Source organism: Variovorax gossypii, from assembly GCF_003965815.1.
In the GTDB taxonomy this organism is placed as follows: domain Bacteria; phylum Pseudomonadota; class Gammaproteobacteria; order Burkholderiales; family Burkholderiaceae_C; genus Variovorax; species Variovorax gossypii.
Genome location: NZ_RXOE01000002.1, coordinates 122,214 through 141,881, shown reverse-complemented (window position 1 = coordinate 141,881; position 19,668 = coordinate 122,214). Strand labels below are relative to the sequence as shown.

18 protein-coding genes and 2 riboswitches are annotated in these 19,668 nt (G+C 63.4%); of the genes, 1 reads left to right on the top strand and 17 read right to left on the bottom strand.

The annotated features are described in order from the left end of the window. Positions 1 to 3: 3 nt before the first annotated feature. The 13 genes from EJP69_RS08360 to rfbB all read right to left on the bottom strand — a co-directional run bounded on the left by EJP69_RS08360 (position 4) and on the right by rfbB (position 12,542). Positions 4 to 1,350, bottom strand: coding sequence for a long-chain fatty acid--CoA ligase (locus EJP69_RS08360; protein WP_206169302.1), 1,347 nt, complete (start codon positions 1,348 to 1,350; stop codon positions 4 to 6). A 10-nt stretch (positions 1,351 to 1,360) separates the two neighbouring features. Then, positions 1,361 to 2,383, bottom strand: coding sequence for a 3-oxoacyl-ACP synthase III family protein (locus EJP69_RS08355; protein WP_126469371.1), 1,023 nt, complete (start codon positions 2,381 to 2,383; stop codon positions 1,361 to 1,363). Next, the gene (locus EJP69_RS08350; protein ID WP_126469370.1) at positions 2,373 to 3,035 is read right to left on the bottom strand and encodes an MBL fold metallo-hydrolase; all 663 of its coding nucleotides are present in this window, start codon (positions 3,033 to 3,035) and stop codon (positions 2,373 to 2,375) included. The genes EJP69_RS08355 and EJP69_RS08350 overlap by 11 nt, the downstream gene beginning before the upstream one ends. Next, on the bottom strand, positions 3,035 to 3,736 hold the full coding sequence (locus EJP69_RS08345) for an SDR family NAD(P)-dependent oxidoreductase (protein WP_240652153.1): 702 nt from the start codon (positions 3,734 to 3,736) through the stop codon (positions 3,035 to 3,037). The genes EJP69_RS08350 and EJP69_RS08345 overlap by 1 nt, the downstream gene beginning before the upstream one ends. Positions 3,737 to 3,738: 2 nt before the next feature. Continuing rightward, complete coding sequence (locus tag EJP69_RS08340; RefSeq protein ID WP_126469368.1) at positions 3,739 to 4,026, bottom strand: hypothetical protein; 288 nt, start codon at positions 4,024 to 4,026, stop codon at positions 3,739 to 3,741. A gap of 15 nt (positions 4,027 to 4,041) precedes the next feature. Beyond that, complete coding sequence (locus EJP69_RS08335) at positions 4,042 to 5,115, bottom strand: hypothetical protein (protein WP_126469367.1); 1,074 nt, start codon at positions 5,113 to 5,115, stop codon at positions 4,042 to 4,044. Positions 5,116 to 5,135: 20 nt separating this feature from the next. Then, positions 5,136 to 5,480 carry a DMT family transporter gene (locus EJP69_RS08330; RefSeq protein ID WP_126469366.1) on the bottom strand — a complete coding sequence of 115 codons (345 nt, stop codon included), beginning with the start codon at positions 5,478 to 5,480 and terminating at the stop codon, positions 5,136 to 5,138. A 59-nt stretch (positions 5,481 to 5,539) separates the two neighbouring features. Beyond that, positions 5,540 to 6,538, bottom strand: coding sequence for a glycosyltransferase (locus tag EJP69_RS08325; protein ID WP_240652087.1), 999 nt, complete (start codon positions 6,536 to 6,538; stop codon positions 5,540 to 5,542). After that, positions 6,535 to 8,958 carry a glycosyl transferase gene (locus EJP69_RS08320; protein WP_126469365.1) on the bottom strand — a complete coding sequence of 808 codons (2,424 nt, stop codon included), beginning with the start codon at positions 8,956 to 8,958 and terminating at the stop codon, positions 6,535 to 6,537. The genes EJP69_RS08325 and EJP69_RS08320 overlap by 4 nt, the downstream gene beginning before the upstream one ends. Positions 8,959 to 9,117: 159 nt before the next feature. Then, positions 9,118 to 9,666, bottom strand: coding sequence for a dTDP-4-dehydrorhamnose 3,5-epimerase (rfbC, locus tag EJP69_RS08315; RefSeq protein ID WP_126469364.1), 549 nt, complete (start codon positions 9,664 to 9,666; stop codon positions 9,118 to 9,120). Then, complete coding sequence (gene rfbA / locus EJP69_RS08310; protein WP_126469363.1) at positions 9,663 to 10,559, bottom strand: glucose-1-phosphate thymidylyltransferase RfbA; 897 nt, start codon at positions 10,557 to 10,559, stop codon at positions 9,663 to 9,665. The genes rfbC and rfbA overlap by 4 nt, the downstream gene beginning before the upstream one ends. 19 nt (positions 10,560 to 10,578) lie before the next feature. Beyond that, the gene (rfbD, locus tag EJP69_RS08305; protein ID WP_126469362.1) at positions 10,579 to 11,469 is read right to left on the bottom strand and encodes a dTDP-4-dehydrorhamnose reductase; all 891 of its coding nucleotides are present in this window, start codon (positions 11,467 to 11,469) and stop codon (positions 10,579 to 10,581) included. Beyond that, positions 11,466 to 12,542, bottom strand: a complete 1,077-nt coding sequence (rfbB, locus tag EJP69_RS08300; protein WP_126469361.1) for a dTDP-glucose 4,6-dehydratase — start codon at positions 12,540 to 12,542, stop codon at positions 11,466 to 11,468. Before rfbB ends, rfbD begins: the two co-directional genes overlap by 4 nt. Positions 12,543 to 12,663: 121 nt before the next feature. Beyond that, a riboswitch (glycine riboswitch) is annotated at positions 12,664 to 12,752 on the top strand. A gap of 34 nt (positions 12,753 to 12,786) precedes the next feature. Further along, positions 12,787 to 12,894: riboswitch (glycine riboswitch) on the top strand. A gap of 92 nt (positions 12,895 to 12,986) precedes the next feature. Between rfbB and EJP69_RS08295 the strand changes: the two genes are divergently transcribed. Further along, entirely contained in the window at positions 12,987 to 14,294 is a 1,308-nt protein-coding gene (locus tag EJP69_RS08295) for a D-amino acid dehydrogenase (RefSeq protein ID WP_126469360.1), read from the top strand. 19 nt (positions 14,295 to 14,313) lie between these two features. On the opposite strand, the gene EJP69_RS08290 is transcribed toward EJP69_RS08295, so the two are convergent. The 4 genes from EJP69_RS08290 to EJP69_RS08275 form a co-directional block, all read right to left on the bottom strand. Next, complete coding sequence (locus EJP69_RS08290) at positions 14,314 to 15,720, bottom strand: RtcB family protein (RefSeq protein ID WP_126469359.1); 1,407 nt, start codon at positions 15,718 to 15,720, stop codon at positions 14,314 to 14,316. Between the two features lie 205 nt (positions 15,721 to 15,925). After that, a complete protein-coding gene (locus EJP69_RS08285) occupies positions 15,926 to 17,206 on the bottom strand; it encodes an FIST signal transduction protein (protein ID WP_093207469.1) in 1,281 nt (426 codons plus the stop codon). A 45-nt stretch (positions 17,207 to 17,251) separates the two neighbouring features. After that, positions 17,252 to 17,989, bottom strand: a complete 738-nt coding sequence (locus EJP69_RS08280; protein ID WP_126469358.1) for a PhaM family polyhydroxyalkanoate granule multifunctional regulatory protein — start codon at positions 17,987 to 17,989, stop codon at positions 17,252 to 17,254. 191 nt (positions 17,990 to 18,180) lie between these two features. Further along, the gene (locus tag EJP69_RS08275) at positions 18,181 to 19,626 is read right to left on the bottom strand and encodes an aminotransferase-like domain-containing protein (RefSeq protein ID WP_093207229.1); all 1,446 of its coding nucleotides are present in this window, start codon (positions 19,624 to 19,626) and stop codon (positions 18,181 to 18,183) included. Between the last annotated feature and the right edge of the window lie 42 nt (positions 19,627 to 19,668).

The window sequence follows — 19,668 nt, the reverse complement described above, 5'->3', positions numbered from 1 at the left end:
CACTCAAGACTTGGCGCGTACGCGCTTGAGCCGGTGCGACTGGGCGATCTCGCTCACGAACTTGATCTTGGCCGGGATCATGAATGGCTGCAGCCGCTCCTTGCCCAGCTTGCGGATGCCGCTGCGCGCCTCCGCTTCATCGAAGCCCTCGCGCAGGATGACTTGCGCGCAGACGATCTTGCCCAGCAGCGGATTGGGCTCGCCGTACACCACGGCATCGGCCACTTCGGGGCAATCGAGCAGCACGGTCTCGACTTCGGCCGGATACACCTTCTGGCCGCCGACATTGATGATGTCGGACTGCCGTCCCAGAACGCGGATCCATTCGCCGTCGGTTTCGACCAGGTCGCCCGTCATGAGGAAGCCGTCTTCGGTGAACGGGCTCGGGGCATTGATGTAGCCCAGCATGGCCGAATCGGCACGGATCTGCAGCATGCCGTCGATCACGCGCACGTTGTAGCCTTCGCCGCCGAGCTTGACCCACAGCGAGTCGGGCGAACGCGACTTGGCGCGCAGCACGCCCAATTCGATCATGCCGTAGGTCTGGCGCAGTTCGATGCCGGGGAACACCTTGCGCAGGTTCTTCAGCGTCGTCTCGGGCATCGGCTCAGCGCCGTAGGTGATGAGCTTCAACGAGCTAAGGTCGTGCCCCTGGTAAGCCTTGCTGATCAACAACATGCTCAGGAAACTCGGCGTGGCAGGTAGTAGCTCGATGCGGTGTGCGGCCACCAAGGCACATACCTGCTCGGGCGAGCGGCCGGCCGGCACGACGATTAGGCACAGGTTCGACAGGCAATGCAGCAGCGTATTGAGGCCACCCCAGTGATCGAAGAGCAGGAAATTCAGGGTGATCATCGCAGGGCGAACCGCATGGAACTTCTCCATGAGCTTGGAGAAATCGTGCACCACGGCCTTCGGCTTGCCCGACGAGCCGGAAGTGAAAAGCACCAGGCCTGGCGCGGCACGCTCGATCACGATCTTGTACAGCTCGGGCAACGGCCCTGCAGCGAGCCTCTCGAAGCTGGCCTCGGTCGTCGACACGTCGATCAGCCATTCGGGCGCCACGTCGTCGATCGAAGCGCCGAGACTGTCGTAGGCTTCGGGCGTCAGCGGAATGATGATGCAGCAACGCTCGATGAGTGCAAGCAACATGCTCACAGCCAATGCCGAATAGTCACCGCGCAGGATCACCGGCACGCCGGGCTGCACGCCGGCGGCTTCCAGCGCTTGCTGCTGCTGCGCAATGGCGGACGACAGCTCGCCGTAGTTGACGGAAGCGCCACGGAAGACAACCGCGGGAGCTTCTGGCTTCGACGCGAATCGGTCGAGAAGGAATTGGATCTGACTCACGGTCTGGCCTTCAAACTTGAATAAGAACGGTGGCCCAGGACAACCCCACGCCAAAACCGCAAAGAACGATGGTCTGGCCTTCGGCAACGATACCCTTGTCGATGAGCTTGGCCAGTACGACGGGAATGGAGGCCGAAACGAGATTGCCCGTGTCCTCCATGTCGACGACCATCTTCTGCTCGGGTATCTGCAGCGCACGCGAGATGCCGTCCAGCGCCAGTCGACTGGCCTGGTGAAAAACGAACAGCGAGATGTCGGAGACGGCGAGCGCATGCTTGCCCAGCATGTCGCGCACCGCTGTCGGCACAGCATTGTTGAAGAAGCTCAGCAGGCCGATGCCGTCCATGCGGATGTGATCGTCGCTGTAGATGCGGCCGCTGCGGTCGGGCTCGACGAGAGCACCGCTGCCGGTCGCCCCATGGCGGGCGCCTCCGTTCTTCACAATGAAGCGCTCGGCATTCTTGCCGGACGTGCCGAAGCTTGCGTCGATCACACGCAACTTCGGCTGCTGTGCGGCAACAACCGTGGCCGCGGCGCCGTCGCCAAACAACGGCCGGATCGACCGGTCCAGCGGATGTACCAGGCGCGAATAGGTATCTGCAGTAACGACCAGCACGCGGCGTGCGGTGCCGCTTATCACGAGGCTGCGCGCAATGCCCAACGCGTAGACGAATCCCGAGCAGGCATGCGTGATGTCGAAGGCCATGACCGAGGGCAGCATACCGAGCCTGCCATGCAGTAGCACGGAGTTTGGCGGCAATACATGGTCCGGGGTTTGCGTGCAGAAGATCAGGGCGTCGACGTCGGCCGCGTCGATGTCGAGGCGCCGGAACACATCGGCGCTTGCCTGCACCGCGAGGTCCAGCGCAGTTTCTCCTTCGGCTGCGATCGGCCTGGAGGACACACCGGTTCTCTCGATGGTCTTGGACATGTCCCAGTGAGGGTTCTCGGCCTGCAACTGGGCGTTGGTCACTGTCAAGGCGCCGAGGCTGTAGCCGATGCCCTCGATGCCGACGCCGGCGTTACTTGTCATCGAATTTCCTCCAGAACTCGCCTAGGGCGAACGGCTTGCCATGGCCCGGATGCACCAGATAGCCCGCATCGAGCTGCCGCAGGCTTTCCAGCGTTTGCGCCAGCTTTTTCTTATCGCCGCCTGGCAGATCGGTCCTGCCGGGGGCTCCCGGCAACAGCGTATCGCCGCTGAACAGATTGTTGCCGACGATCAGACAGATGCTTCCGGGCGTGTGGCCCGGCGTGCGCACGATGCGCACGACGAACCCGTCGAGTGCCAGTTTGTCGCCTTCCAGCTCGGCCAGATCCCGGTCGAACTCCGGCACCTTGATGCTGCTCTTGCTCTCGAACAGTATCTTGTAGATGTTGGCCTGCTTCATCAGCTTGGCGTCGTCACCGTGCAGGTAGAACGGAATGCCGAACTTTTCCTGCACCACCGCCACCGCCCCAATGTGATCGTAATGCGCGTGCGTATTGACAATGGCCACCGGCGTTACACCCAGCGTGTTGATGAGCGCAAGAAGGCCTTCGGGGTCGCTGCCCGGATCGACGATCAGCGCCTTACGGTGCTCGTTGCCGATCACATAGCAGTTCTGCCGCCATTTACCGTTGGTGAAAGTCGAAACACTGTCGACACCTGTGCTGCTACTGGTGTGGCTCGTACTGGCGATCATCAAAGCCCCCCGAAATAGAGGGTCTGGCACGTCATATTGCGCGCCAGGGGAGAAGCGAAGAAATTCACCACGTGAAGAATCTCGTCCACCTCGAGCACCTTCGGTTTCAGCATGTTCGACTGCTTGTCGGACACGGCCTTTTCGCCGAGTGCCTCGAGCATGCCGGAGTTGTTCACGAGCGACAGACCTAGAGTGTTGATCGTGATGTCGGCGTTGCCACACTCCCTCGCAAGCACGCTCGAGAAAGCCTCCACCCCTGCCTTGCTGGCGTTGTAGAGAGAACTGCCGGCACTTCCCAACGGAACGTTGATGGACGAGAAGTTCACGATGCGGCCGTACTTCTGACGCTGCATCAGTTTGAGCGCTTCTCGGGAAACAAAAAAAGTTCCGAGCAGGTTGGTGCGGATGATGGCCTCGGCATTGGCCGCCCGCGTCAGAATGCCCAGGCTGACCTGCGAAACGCCCGCGTTATTGACCAGCAACGTCAACGGCACCTTGAGCGCCGCGATGTCCTTGAACATGGAGACGACGCTTGGCTCGTCGCTGATGTCGACCACAAAGTGCGTGTAGTTCGGGTGCTCTATGTCGGACGGCTGCCGCGAGCAACCCGACACGATTGCGCCGGCTACGAGAAGCCGCTCGACCAGCCCACGGCCCAGGCCCCTGCTGGCGCCAGTGATCAGAATGCGGCCGTCCTGCATGCTCAAGCCAGCAGGTGGGTCACGTGCTGCAGCAGCGTGCCGACGGTGGCGAAGGGGCTTTGCTCGGTCTCGAAGGCAGTGTCGTCCACCACCGTGATGGCCTTGCCGGTCTTCTCTTCGATGATCCGCTCGACGGCCAGCAGCAGGCGCACCAGCGCTAGTGAGTCGACGTTGCTGCCTTCGCTGAGCAACGCGGTGTGCGGCTCGTTCGCAATCTGCGCGTCGGCGTCCTGGTCCGCGTTCACTTCGAGGATCGCCTCGTCGACGATCTGTTTTGCCAAGTCACTCATGATCTTCCTTCCAGTTTAAAAATAGTCCAGGTCTGCCAGTGAAAAGAACAGATCCGCCCGCTCCATGGCGCCGCGTCTGCCCTCTCCGGCATGAACGAATATCGGTGTCGGGTGAGGTAAATGGCGGTCGGGGATGGTAATGAACGGAAAGCCGCGCATCCACTTCAGGGCAGGGTTGCGCAGGTTCGCGATGGTGAACACCGCATCGCAACCAGCGTCGGCCGCCACACATGCCGCCATCAACTTCAGATGCGTCGACTCTCCGCCCGACAACGGTCGCGACAACACCGAGTCCATGATGACCATGATCTTCAGCCCGGCCAGCTCGACCTGCTTGAATGCCAGATAGCCCAAGCATTCCTGCTTTTTGCAGAGCCATTTCACGTCGCCGCGGAACAATGTGCCTTTGGAAAACCGCCAGTCGACGAATGCATCGTCGCGCGCCAAGTGAGGGCCTGCAAAGTTCCGGAAACGCCGGAATATCTCAGCCCTTTCGGCTTCTTGCGGGGCCAAGCCGAACGCCAAGCCGGTGCCCCGCGCGCCAACAGCTGTAGCCGCGCGGATCAGCAGCCGCCAGGGGGACGCCAGGAAATTGCCGAACGCGACGAGCCCACGGTTCGACACGAAGCGCCCGATCGCACCGGCAACACCAATCGGCAGGCCCACGGCCTGCAAGGAAAAAGCCACGGGGAACTTGAACAGCTTCCGATAGAAAATGTCGCTCACCTCGTTCGAGGTATGAAAAACGACGTCGATGCCTTCGGGCGCACGCACCGCACGGGTCATCGAGATCATGGTGGCGGCATTGCGCTCTTCAGGTTTCACCACGAGATCGGTGACCGTGGCCCCTGCGCACGACTCTGCGGCGCTCAGTGACACGCGCCGTGGCTGCAAGAACGAACGCCCCACCAGTTCACCTTGCGGGTTTCGGGCGCTGATGCTCGTTGACACGCCGCCCGGGTTGGCAAGATGCTTCCAGCGAAGGTGCTCACGGTCGGTGACTTCGGGGGTCGAATACACAGCGGCACCGACAGCGATCTGCTCGTCGAGTCCGTCCGCCTGCAGCGCCTCCAGTCGAATCTTGTTCATTGGAATTGCGACGCCTGCACTCAGATTTTCTTGTCGATCGAAAGAACGACGAGGCCCGCCACGACCAGCGCCAAGCCAAGCCAGTAGCTCCCGCTGGGCATGTTGCGCTGAATGATGGCCTGAAAAATGGCGGTGAAGAAAATAGCGGTCGAAGAAATAGGGTAGGCGTACTTCACATCGAAACGCGACAGGATATAAACCCAGAAGATCATGGCAAAGCCATAGATGAAGATCCCGAGCCACAGCCATTTACTGGTAAGCAACGCATTGACCGACAATCCTCCCAACGCAAAAACTTCCTTCGATGCCTGGGACAGCACCAGTTGCCCAGAACCCATGACCATTGCAAACAGCAATGTCAGCATGACATTAATCATTTGACCGCCTCGTCCGTTGTTGCGTTAAATATTTTCCGGAAAATCGGTCATAGGGCGCGTCGTGAAATCTTCTTGTGCAATGGCGTGCGCGGAACTGCGGCAATGTCCTGGCCAAAAAAAGAGAGAATCAGTTGAATTCCCATCAGGATGGGAAGCGCCGCCAGCATGACTGTACCCGACGAAGTTTCAACGCCGGCTCGCATGGAGTTGGTCCACTGGTAAATGCCGAAAACACCGCCGCCGCAAAATAGCAGAAGCCCAACAGGCAATTCGAGCGAACCCAGCGACATGTCGCGCAGGTAGTAGTTGTAGCCAATTCGCTTCATGAAATTTCTCGCGTGCTTGAAGAGAAACTCTGTCACGATTTTCGAAATTTTCAAATTGCTGACTTCGTCACCGTATTGCGCCTCCATTGGCACATCCATGACCACTGCACGCAAGGTGTTCAGCCGAAAAAGCACATCGGTTTCAAAAAAATACCGGCGGCTCAATTTTTCCATGGGCAAGTGTTCGGCCACACGCGCATGAATGGCTGTGTAGCCATTGGTCGGGTCGAACAGGTCCCAGTAGCCGGACGAAAGCTTGGTCATCAGCGAAAGAACCGCATTGCCGACGAGGCGAACCTTGGGCATGGTGCGGACCTTCTCCAGGTCGAAAAACCGGTTCCCCTTGGTGTAGTCGGCCTCACCCGAAAGAATGGGGTCTACAAAATTGGGGATCAGCGCCGGGTCCATCTGGCCGTCGCCATCGATCTTCACGATGACTTGGGCCCCGTCCTTGATGGCCGCGCGGTAACCTGTCATCACTGCACCGCCGACGCCCTGGTTGACCTCATGGAAAACGATGGCGATTCTCGGATCGGTGCAGTTCGCCTTGACAAAGTTGCCCGACTGATCGGGACAGGCGTCGTCCACCACATAAATTCTCCAGACATACGACGGGATCGATGCAATCAGCGATGCGATGTGTCGGGTGACCTTGTAGGACGGGATCACAACCGCGATCCGGGTGCTCGACATCTGCGTTTCGTAGCTGGTGGAAGTCATTGCTTGAAAGATACTTCACTGAAGGTAACGGGAACATCGGTCTGGCCCGACGCGTAGACGACTGCAGTGGCGGCGTTTCGGGGAGCCCTGACTTCCATGGAATAAGTCTTGGCGTCGGCGGTGCATTCGAAAACCTGAATACTCGTCCCAATGAAGTGCCCGGCAGCATCCATCCAATTCACCTGCAAGCGCCCCTGCGTCGGTTGCCTGCCGCAAGCGCTTTTCACGCTGTTCTTGTATCGGCGCCCAGCGATGACTGGGACCTGCTGCGTCGCCACGGTCGTTACGTTGACCGAGATCGAGCCCGCACGCACATCCGCAATATCGGCGGGCAGGGACCAGCCATCGCCGGCAGCAAAACCGGGGTTGCGCAACAGTTCCTGCGCAAATCGATACTGATCCTTGACGCGACGAACTGCGATGGGAGCGAATGCGATCACGAGATCGCTAGCGTCTTCAATCAGCCTTCGCTGCGTCGGCGCGCCCCACCCTGCATCGAGAATGAGGTAGTCACCGCCCGCCAGCACTACAGCCCTGGCCATAGCACCAGCCGTGTCGGCATCGCTCACTGCACGCTCGAAGTTAAGGTTGTACCAGCTCGGATGCAAGGCATTTGAATGAAGGCCGGCCCCCAGCGGTGAAGAAAACATGGCGACTGGAGCGTCATCAAGGTTGAGCTTATTCACAACGTCCACTGCACTGCGGATGGGTAGTCGCTCACGTAGAAACGCCTCCCTGCCAGCCGAACTGAGCAGTGGCTGCGCAACTATGTCACCGTAATGGGTCGCTGATTTTAGAAAGACGAGGTTCAGCAAGATGACAACCGAGCCTGCAACCCAAAGCACTCTTTTCTCGATTAAAGAGGTGTTGTCCTCCTGAGAGAACGCGGTGGCAATCAACGCGACCATCAGCACGACCGCCGGAAAGATGTAGCGCAGGTAGGCGATAGACTGAAACGTCACCACTGCCGAGACGGCGCCAGCCAAGAGAATCGCCAGAGCGCGCGACCTTCCCTTACCCGCAACCAGCACGACAGCGGGCAGCAGGAGGAGCATCCATTGGAAGCCGCTCGCGCCCGGCCAGCTTTCCAGGAAGGCATCCGAATGAAAGGTTACTTGGTAAAGGGTGTCCCATTTAAAGCCCCTACTCCAACGCGAGTCCTGAAAGTTGACCAAAGGCCAAAGCTTCGAATGGAAAATCTCGTTGAAATAAGGGAACAGCGGATTCTTGGTAAGTACCCACGCGGTCAGGTATGGAACGCAACCCACGAAGACAAAGAGCCCCAACGCACGCGCGAAGAGCCCCACCGAGGCCTTAGTGGCCCATACTCGAAAACGCATCAGAAAAACGATGAACAATCCAGGGAGGATCGCCAACGTGATCGCTTTTGCGGCCAGCGCGCCGCCGAGCAGGATAGCGGCGGCGCGAATGTCGGCAGGCCGCTGTCCGTCGCGCTGCAGCGCCCTGAAAAGGGACAGCGCGCCTGCGACCGCAAAAGCAGCCCAGACGGATTCGATATAGAGGCTACTGCTTTCAAGCAACGTCAGCGGCGTGGTAAGCAATAGAAGCGCGCCCCACTTCGCACCGGCCCGGCTACCACCCGCCCAAAAAACGAGTTCGCGCACAAGACAACACGTGGTCAACACAAAACCGACATTCAAGAGGCGAGCGCCCGTTTCGCCCGCCAGCATGTATCCCAGCGAGAACAGCCAGTCGCCCATCATTGGCATCACCGCCCACACATACAGGCTGACGTCAAAGCTCCAAGCGTGACGCGAAGCAAGGTGCGCCGGGATAAAAAGGTGCGATGCCAGAGCGTCGTGTCCGGTTTCCGGCATTAGTCCGACGACGAAGTGAAGCAGTGCAACTCCGACGATCAACAGATCGAGGCTCGATGTTGATTTACGGCGAGCGAAAGCAAGCACCGACAGAAGCAATGTGCGAACCTGCCGCCAACCAAAGACGACCGGCAGAGCTAGCGCAATCGCGTATACGCCTGGGTAGTTGACAGGCCGGTGCGCGGCGAGACCGATCAGCGCTCCATAGACGACGGCACCTACAAGCACGGAGATGAGAGTCGAGGGCACTTCGCTGCGCTTGCTCCACAGCGTTAGTGCGGTTGAGCCCACCACGTAGCTGGCAAGCCCGATCCATACCACTACCAACAATGCGCCGGCCGCGCCGGCAACCAGTGCGATGACGGTTGCCACGACCGCGCCGGCCGCAATCCGGTGGATGCCGAGCCAGCGCGACCCGATTTCGGTAAACAACATGCCGCCTGCCAACACCACGGCGTACGGCTTTAGCGCGTCCCAACGGACAGCGGCGATCGAATGCCAACTCAAATGTTGCAAGCCTGTCGCCGTTGCCACTACGCTCACTAGGAGCAAAGCAAACACAGCGGTGGATCTGATATTCATTGGCGGCGCTTAGAAAAAATGCGAGAGGGTCGGTTCTTCATTTTCGCCGCCGTCAGGAGCCGGCCGAACGAATGTGGGCCGCAAGGCGCAGCCGCATGAGACGGGAATAATGGGAGAGAACGCTCGAAAAACGCTCGTGCCAGCGCGCCGCGCTCAGCGTCATTCAAATACTTCGGCGTCAGCCAGCCGTTTGCCCACCTGGTCCTTGGCGGACAACACGAAATCGCTCTGCAGGTCGGGCCAGGTAATAGCAATCGCCGGGTCATTCCAGGCAATGCAGCGTTCGTGGGCCGGGGAGTAATAGTCTGTGGTCTTGTACAGGAAGTCAGCGGTATCGCTCAGCACTAGGAATCCGTGCGCGAAGCCCGCAGGCACCCACAATTGCTTGTGGTTTTCTTCGCTCAGCTCCTGCGACACCCATTTGCCGAAAGTCGGCGACTTGCGCCGGATGTCCACCGCCACATCAAGCACCTCGCCACGCACCACCCGCACCAGCTTGCCCTGCGGCTGCTGGATCTGATAGTGCAAGCCGCGCAGCACGCCCTTGACGGAGCGCGAATGATTGTCCTGAACGAAATCGACATGGTGGCCGACCGCTTCGTCGAAGGCCTTCTGGTTGAAGCTCTCGAAGAAGAAGCCCCGCGCGTCGCCGAACACTTTGGGTTCGATCACCAGCACATCGGGGATGGCTGTCGGTGTGGCCTTCATGACCGCACCTCGTCGTTCAGCAGGTGCCGCAGATACTTGCCATAGCCACTCTTCTCCAGCGGCGCCGCGAGCTTCTCGAGCTGTTCACTGGAGATGAAGCCGTTGCGCCATGAGATTTCCTCTGGGCAGGCAATCTTCAACCCCTGCCGATGCTCGAGCGTCGCGATGAACTGGCCGGCCTCGAGCAGACTCTCGTGAGTGCCGGTGTCCAGCCACGCGTAGCCGCGCTGCATGATCTGCACATTGAGCTGGCCTAGATCGAGATACGCTTGGTTCACCGCCGTGATCTCCAGTTCGCCGCGCGCGCTCGGTTTCACTGACTTGGCGATATCGACGACCTGGTTGTCGTAAAAATACAGGCCCGTTACCGCATAGCTGCTCTTTGGTTTCGACGGTTTTTCCTCGATGCTGTTGGCCTTTCCAGCCGCATCGAACGCAACCACGCCGTAGCGCTCCGGGTCGTGCACATGGTACGCAAACACAGTCGCGCCGCGTTGCTTGCTGTCGGCGTCCGACAGCAAGTGCACGAAATCATGGCCGTAGAAAATGTTGTCGCCCAAGACCAGCGCACTCGGCGAGTTGCCGACGAACTTGTCACCGATGATGAAGGCCTGCGCGAGCCCGTCAGGGTTGGGCTGCACTTCGTACTGGAGGTTGATGCCCCATTGGCTGCCATCGCCCAGCAGCTGCTGGAAGCGCGGCGTGTCCTGCGGCGTGCTGATGATCAGGATGTCGCGCATGCCGCCCAGCATGAGCGTGCTGAGCGGGTAGTAGATCATCGGCTTGTCGTACACCGGCAGCAGTTGCTTGCTGATCGCCAGGGTCGCGGGGTGCAGGCGTGTGCCCGAGCCGCCGGCCAGGATGATGCCCTTGCGTTGCGTCGTCTTGGTCATGTTCTTCTTCTCGTGAAGTTCAAAGGATCTCGCGCAGCATGCGCGAGACGCCTTCCTGCCAGGGCGGCAGGCGCAGGCCGAAAGTGGTCTGCAGCTTGGTGATGTCGAGGCGCGAATTGTGCGGGCGCTTCGCCGGCGTCGGGAAAGCGCTGGTCGGCACGGCCTCGACGGCATTCGGTCCGGCCTTGAGTTCGACGCCAGCCTGCTGCGCCAGTTCGAGTACGAAGCGTGCGTAACCGTGCCACGTCGTTTCGCCGCCAGCAATCGCGTGATACAGGCCCGCCTTCGATGAATCCTGCAACGTGGCCCGGATCGCATGCGCCGTCACGTCTGCCAGCAGTTCCGCACCGGTAGGTGCCCCGAACTGGTCGTCGATGACGGTCAGCTTGTCGCGCTCCTTCGCCAGCCGCAGCATGGTCTTGGCGAAGTTGCCGCCGCGCGCTGCATACACCCAGCTCGTGCGAAAGATCAGGTGCTTCGCGCAGTTCCGCGCAACCAACTGCTCGCCCTCGAGCTTGGTCTGGCCGTACACGCTGAGCGGACCGGTCGCATCGTCTTCCTTCCAGGGCTTCGTGCCACTGCCGTCGAAAACATAGTCGGTCGAGTAGTGCACCATCAGCGCGCCGATCTTCTGCGCCGCTTCGGCCACGACTCCAGGTGACGTAGCGTTGAGCTTGCGCGCGAACTCGGGTTCGCTCTCGGCCTTGTCGACCGCGGTGTGCGCCGCGGCATTGACGATCACGTCGGGGCGGACCTTCAGCACCGTATCGGCCAGCTCCTCCGGCCGGCTGAAGTCGGCGTGGAAATCGATGCTGTCGAAATCGAGCGCGACCAACTCACCAAGCGGCGCCAGGCTGCGCTGCAACTCCCAACCGACCTGTCCGCCCTTGCCCAGCAGCAGCAGCTTCATGCGGCGGCTTTCGTGCTGTTGTCGTACTGCTTCTCGACCCACTCGCGGTAGGCGCCGCTCTGCACGTTGCGCACCCACTCGCTGTTCGCAAGGTACCACTCGACGGTCTTGCGGATGCCGGTGTCGAAGGTCTCGGCGGGCTTCCAGCCAAGCTCGGCTTCGAGCTTGCGTGCGTCGATGGCGTAGCGGCGGTCATGGCCGGGACGGTCCGTGACGTAAGTGATCTGTTCCTTGTACGGCTTGCCGTCGTTGCGGGGGCGCAATTCGTCGAGCAGCGCGCAAACTGTGTTGACGATCTCGATGTTGGGCTTCTCGTTCCAGCCACCCACGTTGTAGGTCTCGCCGAGCTTGCCGGCCTCGAGCACGCGGCGGATGGCGCTGCAGTGGTCCTTCACGTAGAGCCAGTCGCGCACCTGCATGCCGTCGCCGTACACAGGCAGGTTCTTGCCGGCCAGCGCGTTGACGATCATCAGCGGGATCAGCTTCTCGGGGAAGTGGAACGGACCGTAGTTGTTCGAGCAGTTGGTGGTCAGCACCGGCAGGCCGTAGGTGTGGTGCCAGGCGCGCACGAGGTGGTCGCTGGCAGCCTTGCTGGCCGAATACGGACTGTTCGGCTCGTACTTGTTCTCTTCGGTGAAGGCCGGGTCGGTCTTGGAGAGCGAGCCGTAGACCTCGTCGGTCGACACGTGCAGGAAGCGGAAGGCCGATTTCTGTTCGGCCGGCAGCGCGCTCCAGAAGCCGCGCACCGACTCGAGCAGGCGGAAGGTGCCGAGCACGTTGGTCTGCACGAAGTCCTCGGGGCCGTGGATCGAGCGGTCGACATGCGACTCGGCGGCGAAGTTCACCACCGCGCGCGGCTTGTGCTCGGCCAGCAGGCGGTCGACGAGGGCGCTGTCGCCGATGTCGCCCTGAACGAAGATGTGCTTCGGATTGCCCTTGAGCGACGCGAGCGTCTCGAGGTTGCCCGCATAAGTCAGCTTGTCGAGGTTCACGACCGGCTCGTCGCTGTTCGCGATCCAGTCGAGAACGAAATTGGCGCCGATGAAGCCAGCGCCGCCTGTAACCAGGATCATGGGGTCCCCTGAATGTTGGAAGTCATTGCCGTGTCGCAATGGACGTTAACGCGCGATTATCCCATTGGGCCAATGGACGAAAACACAAGACGTTACCGATCTCTTTGCGCTGTGTTTACAATTGCGCATTGCAGGAGAGCGGGCCACTCTGGTGGCCCTACCGAAGGCGCAAACTCCCATAAACGCTCAGGTCGGCCCGACGAAGTCTTGGAGATTTCGGCAAGGGGTCAGTACTGCATCAATTGAAATGCCGTCTGGAGAGCCGCCACTTCACGTGGCGCACCGAAGGAGCAAATCCGTTGCGAAGGTGCAACAGATGAATCTCTCAGGTACCGAGGACAGGGGGAGCGGCAACTTGGACAGCGGTCGTCCAGTTGCTTGCTATTAAATAAATAGCACTCACCCGCCCGCCGTTCAAGCGCTGCAACCTCAAAGGTACTTGAAATGCGCGTGATCGTTCTCGGCGCCGGCCTGCTCGGCGTGACCTCGGCTTACTACCTCCAGCAACTCGGCCACGAAGTGACCGTCATCGACCGGCAGGCCACCCCGGCTGCCGAAACCAGCTTCGCCAACGGCGGGCAGATCTCCGTCAGCCACGCCGAACCCTGGGCCAACCCAAGCGCCCCCCTGAAGGTGCTGCAATGGCTGGGCAAGGAAGACGCCCCGCTGCTCTTCCGCATGCGCGCCGACATGCGCCAGTGGCTCTGGGGCCTGCAGTTCCTGCGCGAATGCACGCCGGCGCGCACCCGTCACAACATCGAGCAGATCGTGCGTCTCGGCACATACAGCCGCTCGATGTTGCAACAGTTGCGCCGCGACACCGGCCTCAACTACGACCAGCGCACGCAAGGCATCCTGCACTTCTACACGACGCAGAAGGAGTTCGACGGTGCTCTCGAGCCCGCCGAACAGATGCGCGCCCTGGGCTGCGAGCGCCTGGTCATCTCGGCCGACGAGGCCGTGAAGCTCGAGCCCGCCCTCGCCCACATCCGTCCGAAGCTGGCCGGCGCCACCTACACGGCCGAGGACGAATCGGGCGACGCCAACCGCTTCGCCCGCGAGCTCGTGGGCCTGGCCGCCGCCGCGGGCGTGAAGTTCCTGATGAGCCACACCGTGACCGCGCTGCGCGAGGCCGGCGGCAGCATCGACCACGTCGAGGCCACCGACAGCGAAGGTCGCTTCCAGCGCATCCGCGGCGACGCCTTCGTGCTGGCGATGGGCTCGCTGAGCCCGCTGTACGCCGCGCCGCTGGGCATCCGGCTGCCGATCTACCCTGCCAAGGGCTACTCGGTGACGCTGCCCGTCAAGGACGCCTCGAAGGCACACCAGGTCTCGCTGACCGACGACGAATTCAAGCTCGTGTTCTCGCGCTACACCTCGGCATCGGGCGACCGCCTGCGCATTGCCGGCACGGCCGAACTCAACGGCTACGACCGCGACCTGAACCGCGTGCGCTGCGAAGCCATCGTGCGCCGCGTCGAGGAACTGTTCCCGGGCGCAGGCGACACCACGCAAGCCCAGTTCTGGACCGGCCTGCGTCCCGCCACGCCGAGCAACGTCCCGCTGATCGGCAAGACGAAGCTGCCGAACCTGTTCCTCAATACCGGCCACGGCACCCTGGGCTGGACGCACGCCTGCGGCTCGGGCAAGTCGATCGCGCGGATCGTGAGCGGGCTGGAGCCGGAGGTCGATTTCGCGTTCACGGGGATGCCTGCGCCCAAGCCGCGCATCCCGCAACCCGCACTGGGCTGACGAACCGGCAAGCCCTGAATCACGCCTTGAACGTAATCCAGGGCCTGAGCCGCACCGCGCAGTGGATCAGGCCTGCGCGCTCCTGCGCGTCGATCACTTCGCCGATGGGCTTGTAGGCCTGCGGCGCCTCCTCGATCCGCCGCTCCTCGCGCAAGGTCACGCACTGCCAGCTTGCCTGCACGTCGGCGGGCGCCGGCCGCATCGCGCGCACCTGCTGCCGGCGCATCCGCCGGCCAGCGCCATGGCTGCACGACCAGAGCCAGTCTTCGTGCCCCAGTCCGGCCGCCAGGTACGAGTAGTCACCCATGGAGCCGGGAATAAGCGCCAGATCGCCCGCGTTCGCCGGCGTCGCACCCTTGCGGTGGATATTCATGCCGTGTTCCCGCAGCACGACGTTGTGCGGCACGTCCACGACGAGCCTCGACGAAGTGGCACCCAGCAATTCCGCGAAATCCTTGCGTACCAGTTCGGCCAGGACGACCCGGTTTGCCCATGCGTAGCGCGCCGCCACGCCCATGGCCTCCAGGTATTCGTCGGCCAGCGGTCCCGCCAGGCCGTACAAGCCGCTTTTCGGATGGCGCAGGCCCTTGGGCCATTCGTCGCGGGCACGGTCCATCCAGCGGCCGCCCACATGGAACCCGATGTCGCGCGAGCCGCTGTGGATCATCACGACCACGTCCCCCGCCTTCAGGCCGGCGCGATAGGCCTCGTGACGGTCCATCACATGGTCGACAACTTGCAGTTCCACGAAGTGATTGCCGCTGCCCGGCGTGCCGAGGCAGGGGTCACGAAACACCTCGTGGCGGACGCCGGTGTAGGCCTCGGGCGCATGCCGCGCGCTGCCGCCGAACGTCGCCAGGCCGATGCAGGCATCGAGTTCGGCCTGCATCCGGTCGCGGTCGCACGCCGACCATAGCCCGCCGTCCTGAACCGCTTCGAGGAATGCCGACGGCCCCACATCGAACAGCGCCCTGAATGCCGCCGTGTGCACCGGCACGTCGCGCCCGTTGTCGAGCAGGCTACGCGTGAGCCGCTCGACCAGCCGCGTCTTGTGCGGCGCCACCTGGTCGAGCGTGAGCCCGGTGGTCAGCAGTCGCATGCCACAGTTGATGTCGGTACCCACCGCTGCGGGAATGACGAAGTCGGCATCGGTCGCGACAACGCTGCCGACAGGCGCGACAGAGCCCGGATGGAAATCGGGCGTCGCACAGGCCTTGCACACGCCCCGCTCGCCGTCGGGCGAGCGCACGCTGGCAAAAGCCAGCAACTGATTCACCGCCTTTTCTTCCAGCGGAAGACTGGGTGGCAGGAGCACCGTGGCCTGCGAGGCCTCGTGGTGCAGGTGATAAACGCCGTCGCGGTAGTCGACGGCAATGCCAGCACGCGAAAAGGCGCGCTGAAGTCTGGAGAAACGAAGGTCGCTCATGGCTGCTGTTCCATTGGGGAAGCCGTGTCGGCTTCCTGCCTCGTCGCACTTTGCGTGGAGAGGCGAAAGAGATCGCCCGCGCATCACTGACGATGCGCGGCTGGCTCTTTCTTGCAGCAGCAGAGATTCAAGAAAGCGGGCGGATTCTAGTGACGCATGCTTCCGTCGGAAACCCGCCCGTCGTTTTTTCGCGTCGGGTCTGGAATCAGTCGTTGGCGGTGAAAACCGTCAACACCCCGGTATACCCATACAGATGGTGCCGCGCGATCTCACCAGCGGCGAAGAAGCCGACCAGCGGCACATCACCCAGCGCATGCCGCACGATCTGCAGCTCCGCCCCCGGCGCGCCGAAGTGCGGCCCACCGCGGCCGGAGCAGCTCACGTACACGGCCCCCGCGATGCGCCTTGCCGGATGCGGCGCGGCCTCGGCCTCACCAGCCGCCACGGCGCGGGCGGTGGCCAGCGTCTGCTCCTCGGGCTCCAGCTCCTCGCGAATCTCCGCGCAGATGCGCATCAGGTCGGCGCGCGCTGCCTGCGCGTTGCGGCGGCAGAAGGTGAGCCGCATGCCGGCTTCGGCCGTGTCGGCAATCGCGATGCCGCGCCGCGTGGGGTCGAGTCCGATGATGTGGCGCACGAGCACGTCGGCGCCCAGGTCGCCGGTGCGGCGGATGCCGTCGGCGCCTGCGTCGGCCAGGCCGACCAGGGTGTTGCGCACGGCGTCGATGGCCTCCTGTGGCCGTTCGAGCGACACCTGCAGATCGGCCAGCAGCACGTCGAGCGCCGGCTCGCCGTCGAGCTTCAGCAGCAGGTTGCCGTCGGCCTCGGTGATCTCGCGTTCGCGCACCGCGCCCGAGCGCAGCGGCTGGCAGCCCTGGGTGACGCGCGACACCAGCCGCACGCCCTCGCCGAACACCACGCCCGACAGGCCGCCCGAGAAGACTCCGCCCGCCGCGCCATGTCCGCGGATGTTGCCGTTGCCGCCGATGGCGAACTGCAGCGCGCCGCCGCGCCCGGAAGACAGGCCGCCGAACAGGTAGCCCGTGTCGGTCCGCCCGGCCATCTCGCCGATGAGTTCGGCCAGGTCGGGCGTGGCCGGGTCGGCGTGCACCAGCGCCGTATGCGCCTCGAAGCCGCTCATTTCGGAGTTGCCCAGCGGCGCGACGCCGGAGAACACGCGGTACTGGTCGCTCGGCAGGGCGCAGAGCATGAGGGTCATGCCGGGTTCGTCGAAGTACTCGGCGTTGTTGGCCGACACTCCGATGCCGACGGTGCCCGACCAGTCGGTCACCTCGGGCAGCTCGGCGCTCAGGTGGTCGAGGATGTCCTGCGCGTCGCTGGCGTAGTGGTCGGTGATGTAGAGCAGGCCCAGCGTCGGCGACGAGGCGTAGTCGGGCAGCGCCATCTGCGCCCGCAGCTGGGCGAGCACGAGGCCCGCCGCCATTCGCCATTGCGGATGGGTGGCATGGCCGGAGGGAAACAACTTCATGATGCGTGCCAACCCGTTCTTCAAGAAATGGATGTGTGTATGACGTCAGCGTCGCGCGGAGGTTCGCTTGCGCGCGGCGGTCGACGTCCTTTTCTTCGCGGCCGGTGCCGCGGCCTTCTTCGCAGCGGCGGCGGGCTTGCGGGCCGCCGGCTTGCCGATGACCGAGCCGACCGCGTCGGCCAGCGGCTGGGCCATGGCCGGCACCTTCAGCTGGGCCGCGTCCTGCAGCGCCGTGCTGGCGATCTGCTGGAACTGTTCGGTGAGCGAGCCCCACCATTGCATCGGATCGACCACGCCTGCGCCGTCGGCCGACCCGGCCTTCGCCTTGGCCGCGGCCGGCTTGCGGCGCGGCTTGCTGGGGGCCGGGGCTTCTTCTTCAGGCGCCTCGCCCTCTTCCTCGATCTCCTCGAGTTCGGGCTCAGGGGCCGCTGCCGCCGCAGGTGCCGGCGCAGGCGCCATCGCGGCCGCCTGCCTGGTGAACGCGCTGGCGATGTCTTCCATCCGCACGTTCATGCCGCGCAGCGTCGAAAGCGTCATCTTCTGCACCTCGAGCGCCTGGATGGTGGCCTTGAGTGCGTGCCCGTTCTGCTCGAGCCAGTACTGCACCGTCTTGAGTTCCTGGATGCGCTTGTCGACCTCCTCCACGCTCAGCGTGGGAGCCACCCAGCTCGCGATGCCGGGAATCGACCCGTTCCCCGCCGCCGCGCCGCCGGCGAGGTTCTTCAGGAAGTCGAAACCGGGAACGAACTGGCTGAAGTCGAAGGGCTTGCTGGCGTTGCTCATGCGGGAGGTCTCCTGGGTGCTGGGTATGGGTTTTCTTGTGCTGCCAGCTTACTCCAAGCCTCCGGCGTTTGACCCTCCGTGCCGCCTTTTCCCAACGAGGATTTGCCCCTTCGCGGAGCATCGCGAAACCGGCATTGCCGCGCCGCCGGCATTGCGCTCGCCAGGCACGCGAAGCCTGGGGGCGAGCCGGGTCAGAGCTCGCTTCGCACCTTGCTGAACACCTTCCAGAAGGCCGCGTCCTGGGAGGTCGCGAAGTTGATGCGCATCATCGTGCTGGGCGGCCGGCGCGCGTGGAAGAGCGAGCCCGGCGCCAGCAGGTAGCCCTGGTCGAGCATGCGCTGGGTGAGCGCGTCGGTGTCCACGCCGGTGTCGACCCAGCCGAAGAGCCCCGCCGGCTCCGAGGCGAAGGTGCAGCCGTGCGCCATGGCCAGCTTCACCGCCCGCCCCCGCGCCCCGTCGAGCCGGATGCGTACGCGCTCGGAGTGCCGGCGCAGCTGCCCCTGGTCGATGCACCACGACAAGGCCCGCTCGAACAGCGTGGGCGAGGTCAGCGTGGCCAGCAGCTTGGTCTCGAGCAGCCGCTCCTTCAGCGCGGGCGGCGCCGCCAGGAAGCCGATGCGCCAGTTGGGCGCCAGGATCTTCGCGAAGCCGCTGACGTAGATGGTGCGCTGCAGCCCGTCGAGCGCGCTCAGCCGCGTGGCGTGCTCGGGCGCGAGGTGGCTGTAGGTGTCGTCCTCGACGATGTGGAAGTCGTGCTCGTTGGCCAGCTTGAGCACGCGGTGCGCGCTGCCCGGCGTGAGGCTGTAGCCCGTGGGGTTGTGCAGCACGCTCACGCTGACGAAGAGCTTGGGGCTGTGCAGCTTGCAGTACTGCGCCATCACCTCCAGGTCGGGCCCGTCGGCGCGGCGCGGCACGGGCAGGATGCGCATGCCCAGCGCCTCCAGCCGGGCGAACTCGAGCGCCCAGCCCGGCTCCTCGACCATCACCGGATCGCCCGCCCGCAGCAGCGTGCGGCTCACGATGTCCAGCGCGTGCGTGGCGCCGACGGTGGTCACGATCTGGTCCGGCGAGGCCGGCACGTTGATGCCCACCAGCTTCTGCGACAGGCTGCGCCGCAGGCTCATGTCGCCGGCCGGCTCGCCGTACTGGAGCGACAGCTCCTGCAGCGCGGCTGTATTGGTCATGCGCCGCACGGCGGTAGGCATGAAGGTCGACGCCATCCAGTCGGGCGGAAACACGCCCATGCCCGGCTGCGGCTTGTCGCTGGGGCGGTGGAACATGCTGCGGATGAGCGAACTGGCATCCGCCGGCACGCGAGAGGCCATCATCTGCACCGCGATCGCCGCCGGCATGCCGCTCGCGCCGTTGGCGTCCGCGCCGTTGCCCTGGCGGCCGTCCTGTACCGGCGCCGAGTCCCGCACATAGAAGCCGCGCTGGCGCCGGGCCTCGACCAGCCCCTGCGCCAGCAACTGGTCGTAGGCGGCGACCACCGTGTACGGGCTCACGCCCTGCTGCCGCGCGCATTCACGCACCGAGGGCAGGCGCGCGCCGGGCGGCAGCAGCCGCGTGCGGATGCGCTCTGCCAGGCGATCGGCCAGCTGCCCGGTCAGCGACTGTGTGGAGGTGCGAGTGAGCATTCGTCGTCCGGGCTGTGCCGGTTTCCCTGGCTTCTGTGTCGA

Coding starts and splice junctions, on each gene's coding strand:
- EJP69_RS08295 (WP_126469360.1), top strand. CDS start 12,987: ATGCGCGTGATCGTTCTCGGCGCCGGCCTGCTCGGCGTGACCTCGGCT.
- EJP69_RS08280 (WP_126469358.1), bottom strand. CDS start 17,989: ATGAGCAACGCCAGCAAGCCCTTCGACTTCAGCCAGTTCGTTCCCGGT.
- rfbD (WP_126469362.1), bottom strand. CDS start 11,469: ATGAAGCTGCTGCTGCTGGGCAAGGGCGGACAGGTCGGTTGGGAGTTG.
- EJP69_RS08330 (WP_126469366.1), bottom strand. CDS start 5,480: ATGCTGACATTGCTGTTTGCAATGGTCATGGGTTCTGGGCAACTGGTG.
- EJP69_RS08320 (WP_126469365.1), bottom strand. CDS start 8,958: ATGAATATCAGATCCACCGCTGTGTTTGCTTTGCTCCTAGTGAGCGTA.
- EJP69_RS08345 (WP_240652153.1), bottom strand. CDS start 3,736: ATGCAGGACGGCCGCATTCTGATCACTGGCGCCAGCAGGGGCCTGGGC.
- EJP69_RS08290 (WP_126469359.1), bottom strand. CDS start 15,720: ATGAGCGACCTTCGTTTCTCCAGACTTCAGCGCGCCTTTTCGCGTGCT.
- rfbA (WP_126469363.1), bottom strand. CDS start 10,559: ATGACCAAGACGACGCAACGCAAGGGCATCATCCTGGCCGGCGGCTCG.
- EJP69_RS08355 (WP_126469371.1), bottom strand. CDS start 2,383: ATGACAAGTAACGCCGGCGTCGGCATCGAGGGCATCGGCTACAGCCTC.
- EJP69_RS08275 (WP_093207229.1), bottom strand. CDS start 19,626: ATGCTCACTCGCACCTCCACACAGTCGCTGACCGGGCAGCTGGCCGAT.
- EJP69_RS08335 (WP_126469367.1), bottom strand. CDS start 5,115: ATGAACAAGATTCGACTGGAGGCGCTGCAGGCGGACGGACTCGACGAG.
- EJP69_RS08325 (WP_240652087.1), bottom strand. CDS start 6,538: ATGACTTCCACCAGCTACGAAACGCAGATGTCGAGCACCCGGATCGCG.
- EJP69_RS08350 (WP_126469370.1), bottom strand. CDS start 3,035: ATGATCGCCAGTACGAGCCACACCAGTAGCAGCACAGGTGTCGACAGT.
- rfbC (WP_126469364.1), bottom strand. CDS start 9,666: ATGAAGGCCACACCGACAGCCATCCCCGATGTGCTGGTGATCGAACCC.
- EJP69_RS08285 (WP_093207469.1), bottom strand. CDS start 17,206: ATGAAGTTGTTTCCCTCCGGCCATGCCACCCATCCGCAATGGCGAATG.
- rfbB (WP_126469361.1), bottom strand. CDS start 12,542: ATGATCCTGGTTACAGGCGGCGCTGGCTTCATCGGCGCCAATTTCGTT.
- EJP69_RS08340 (WP_126469368.1), bottom strand. CDS start 4,026: ATGAGTGACTTGGCAAAACAGATCGTCGACGAGGCGATCCTCGAAGTG.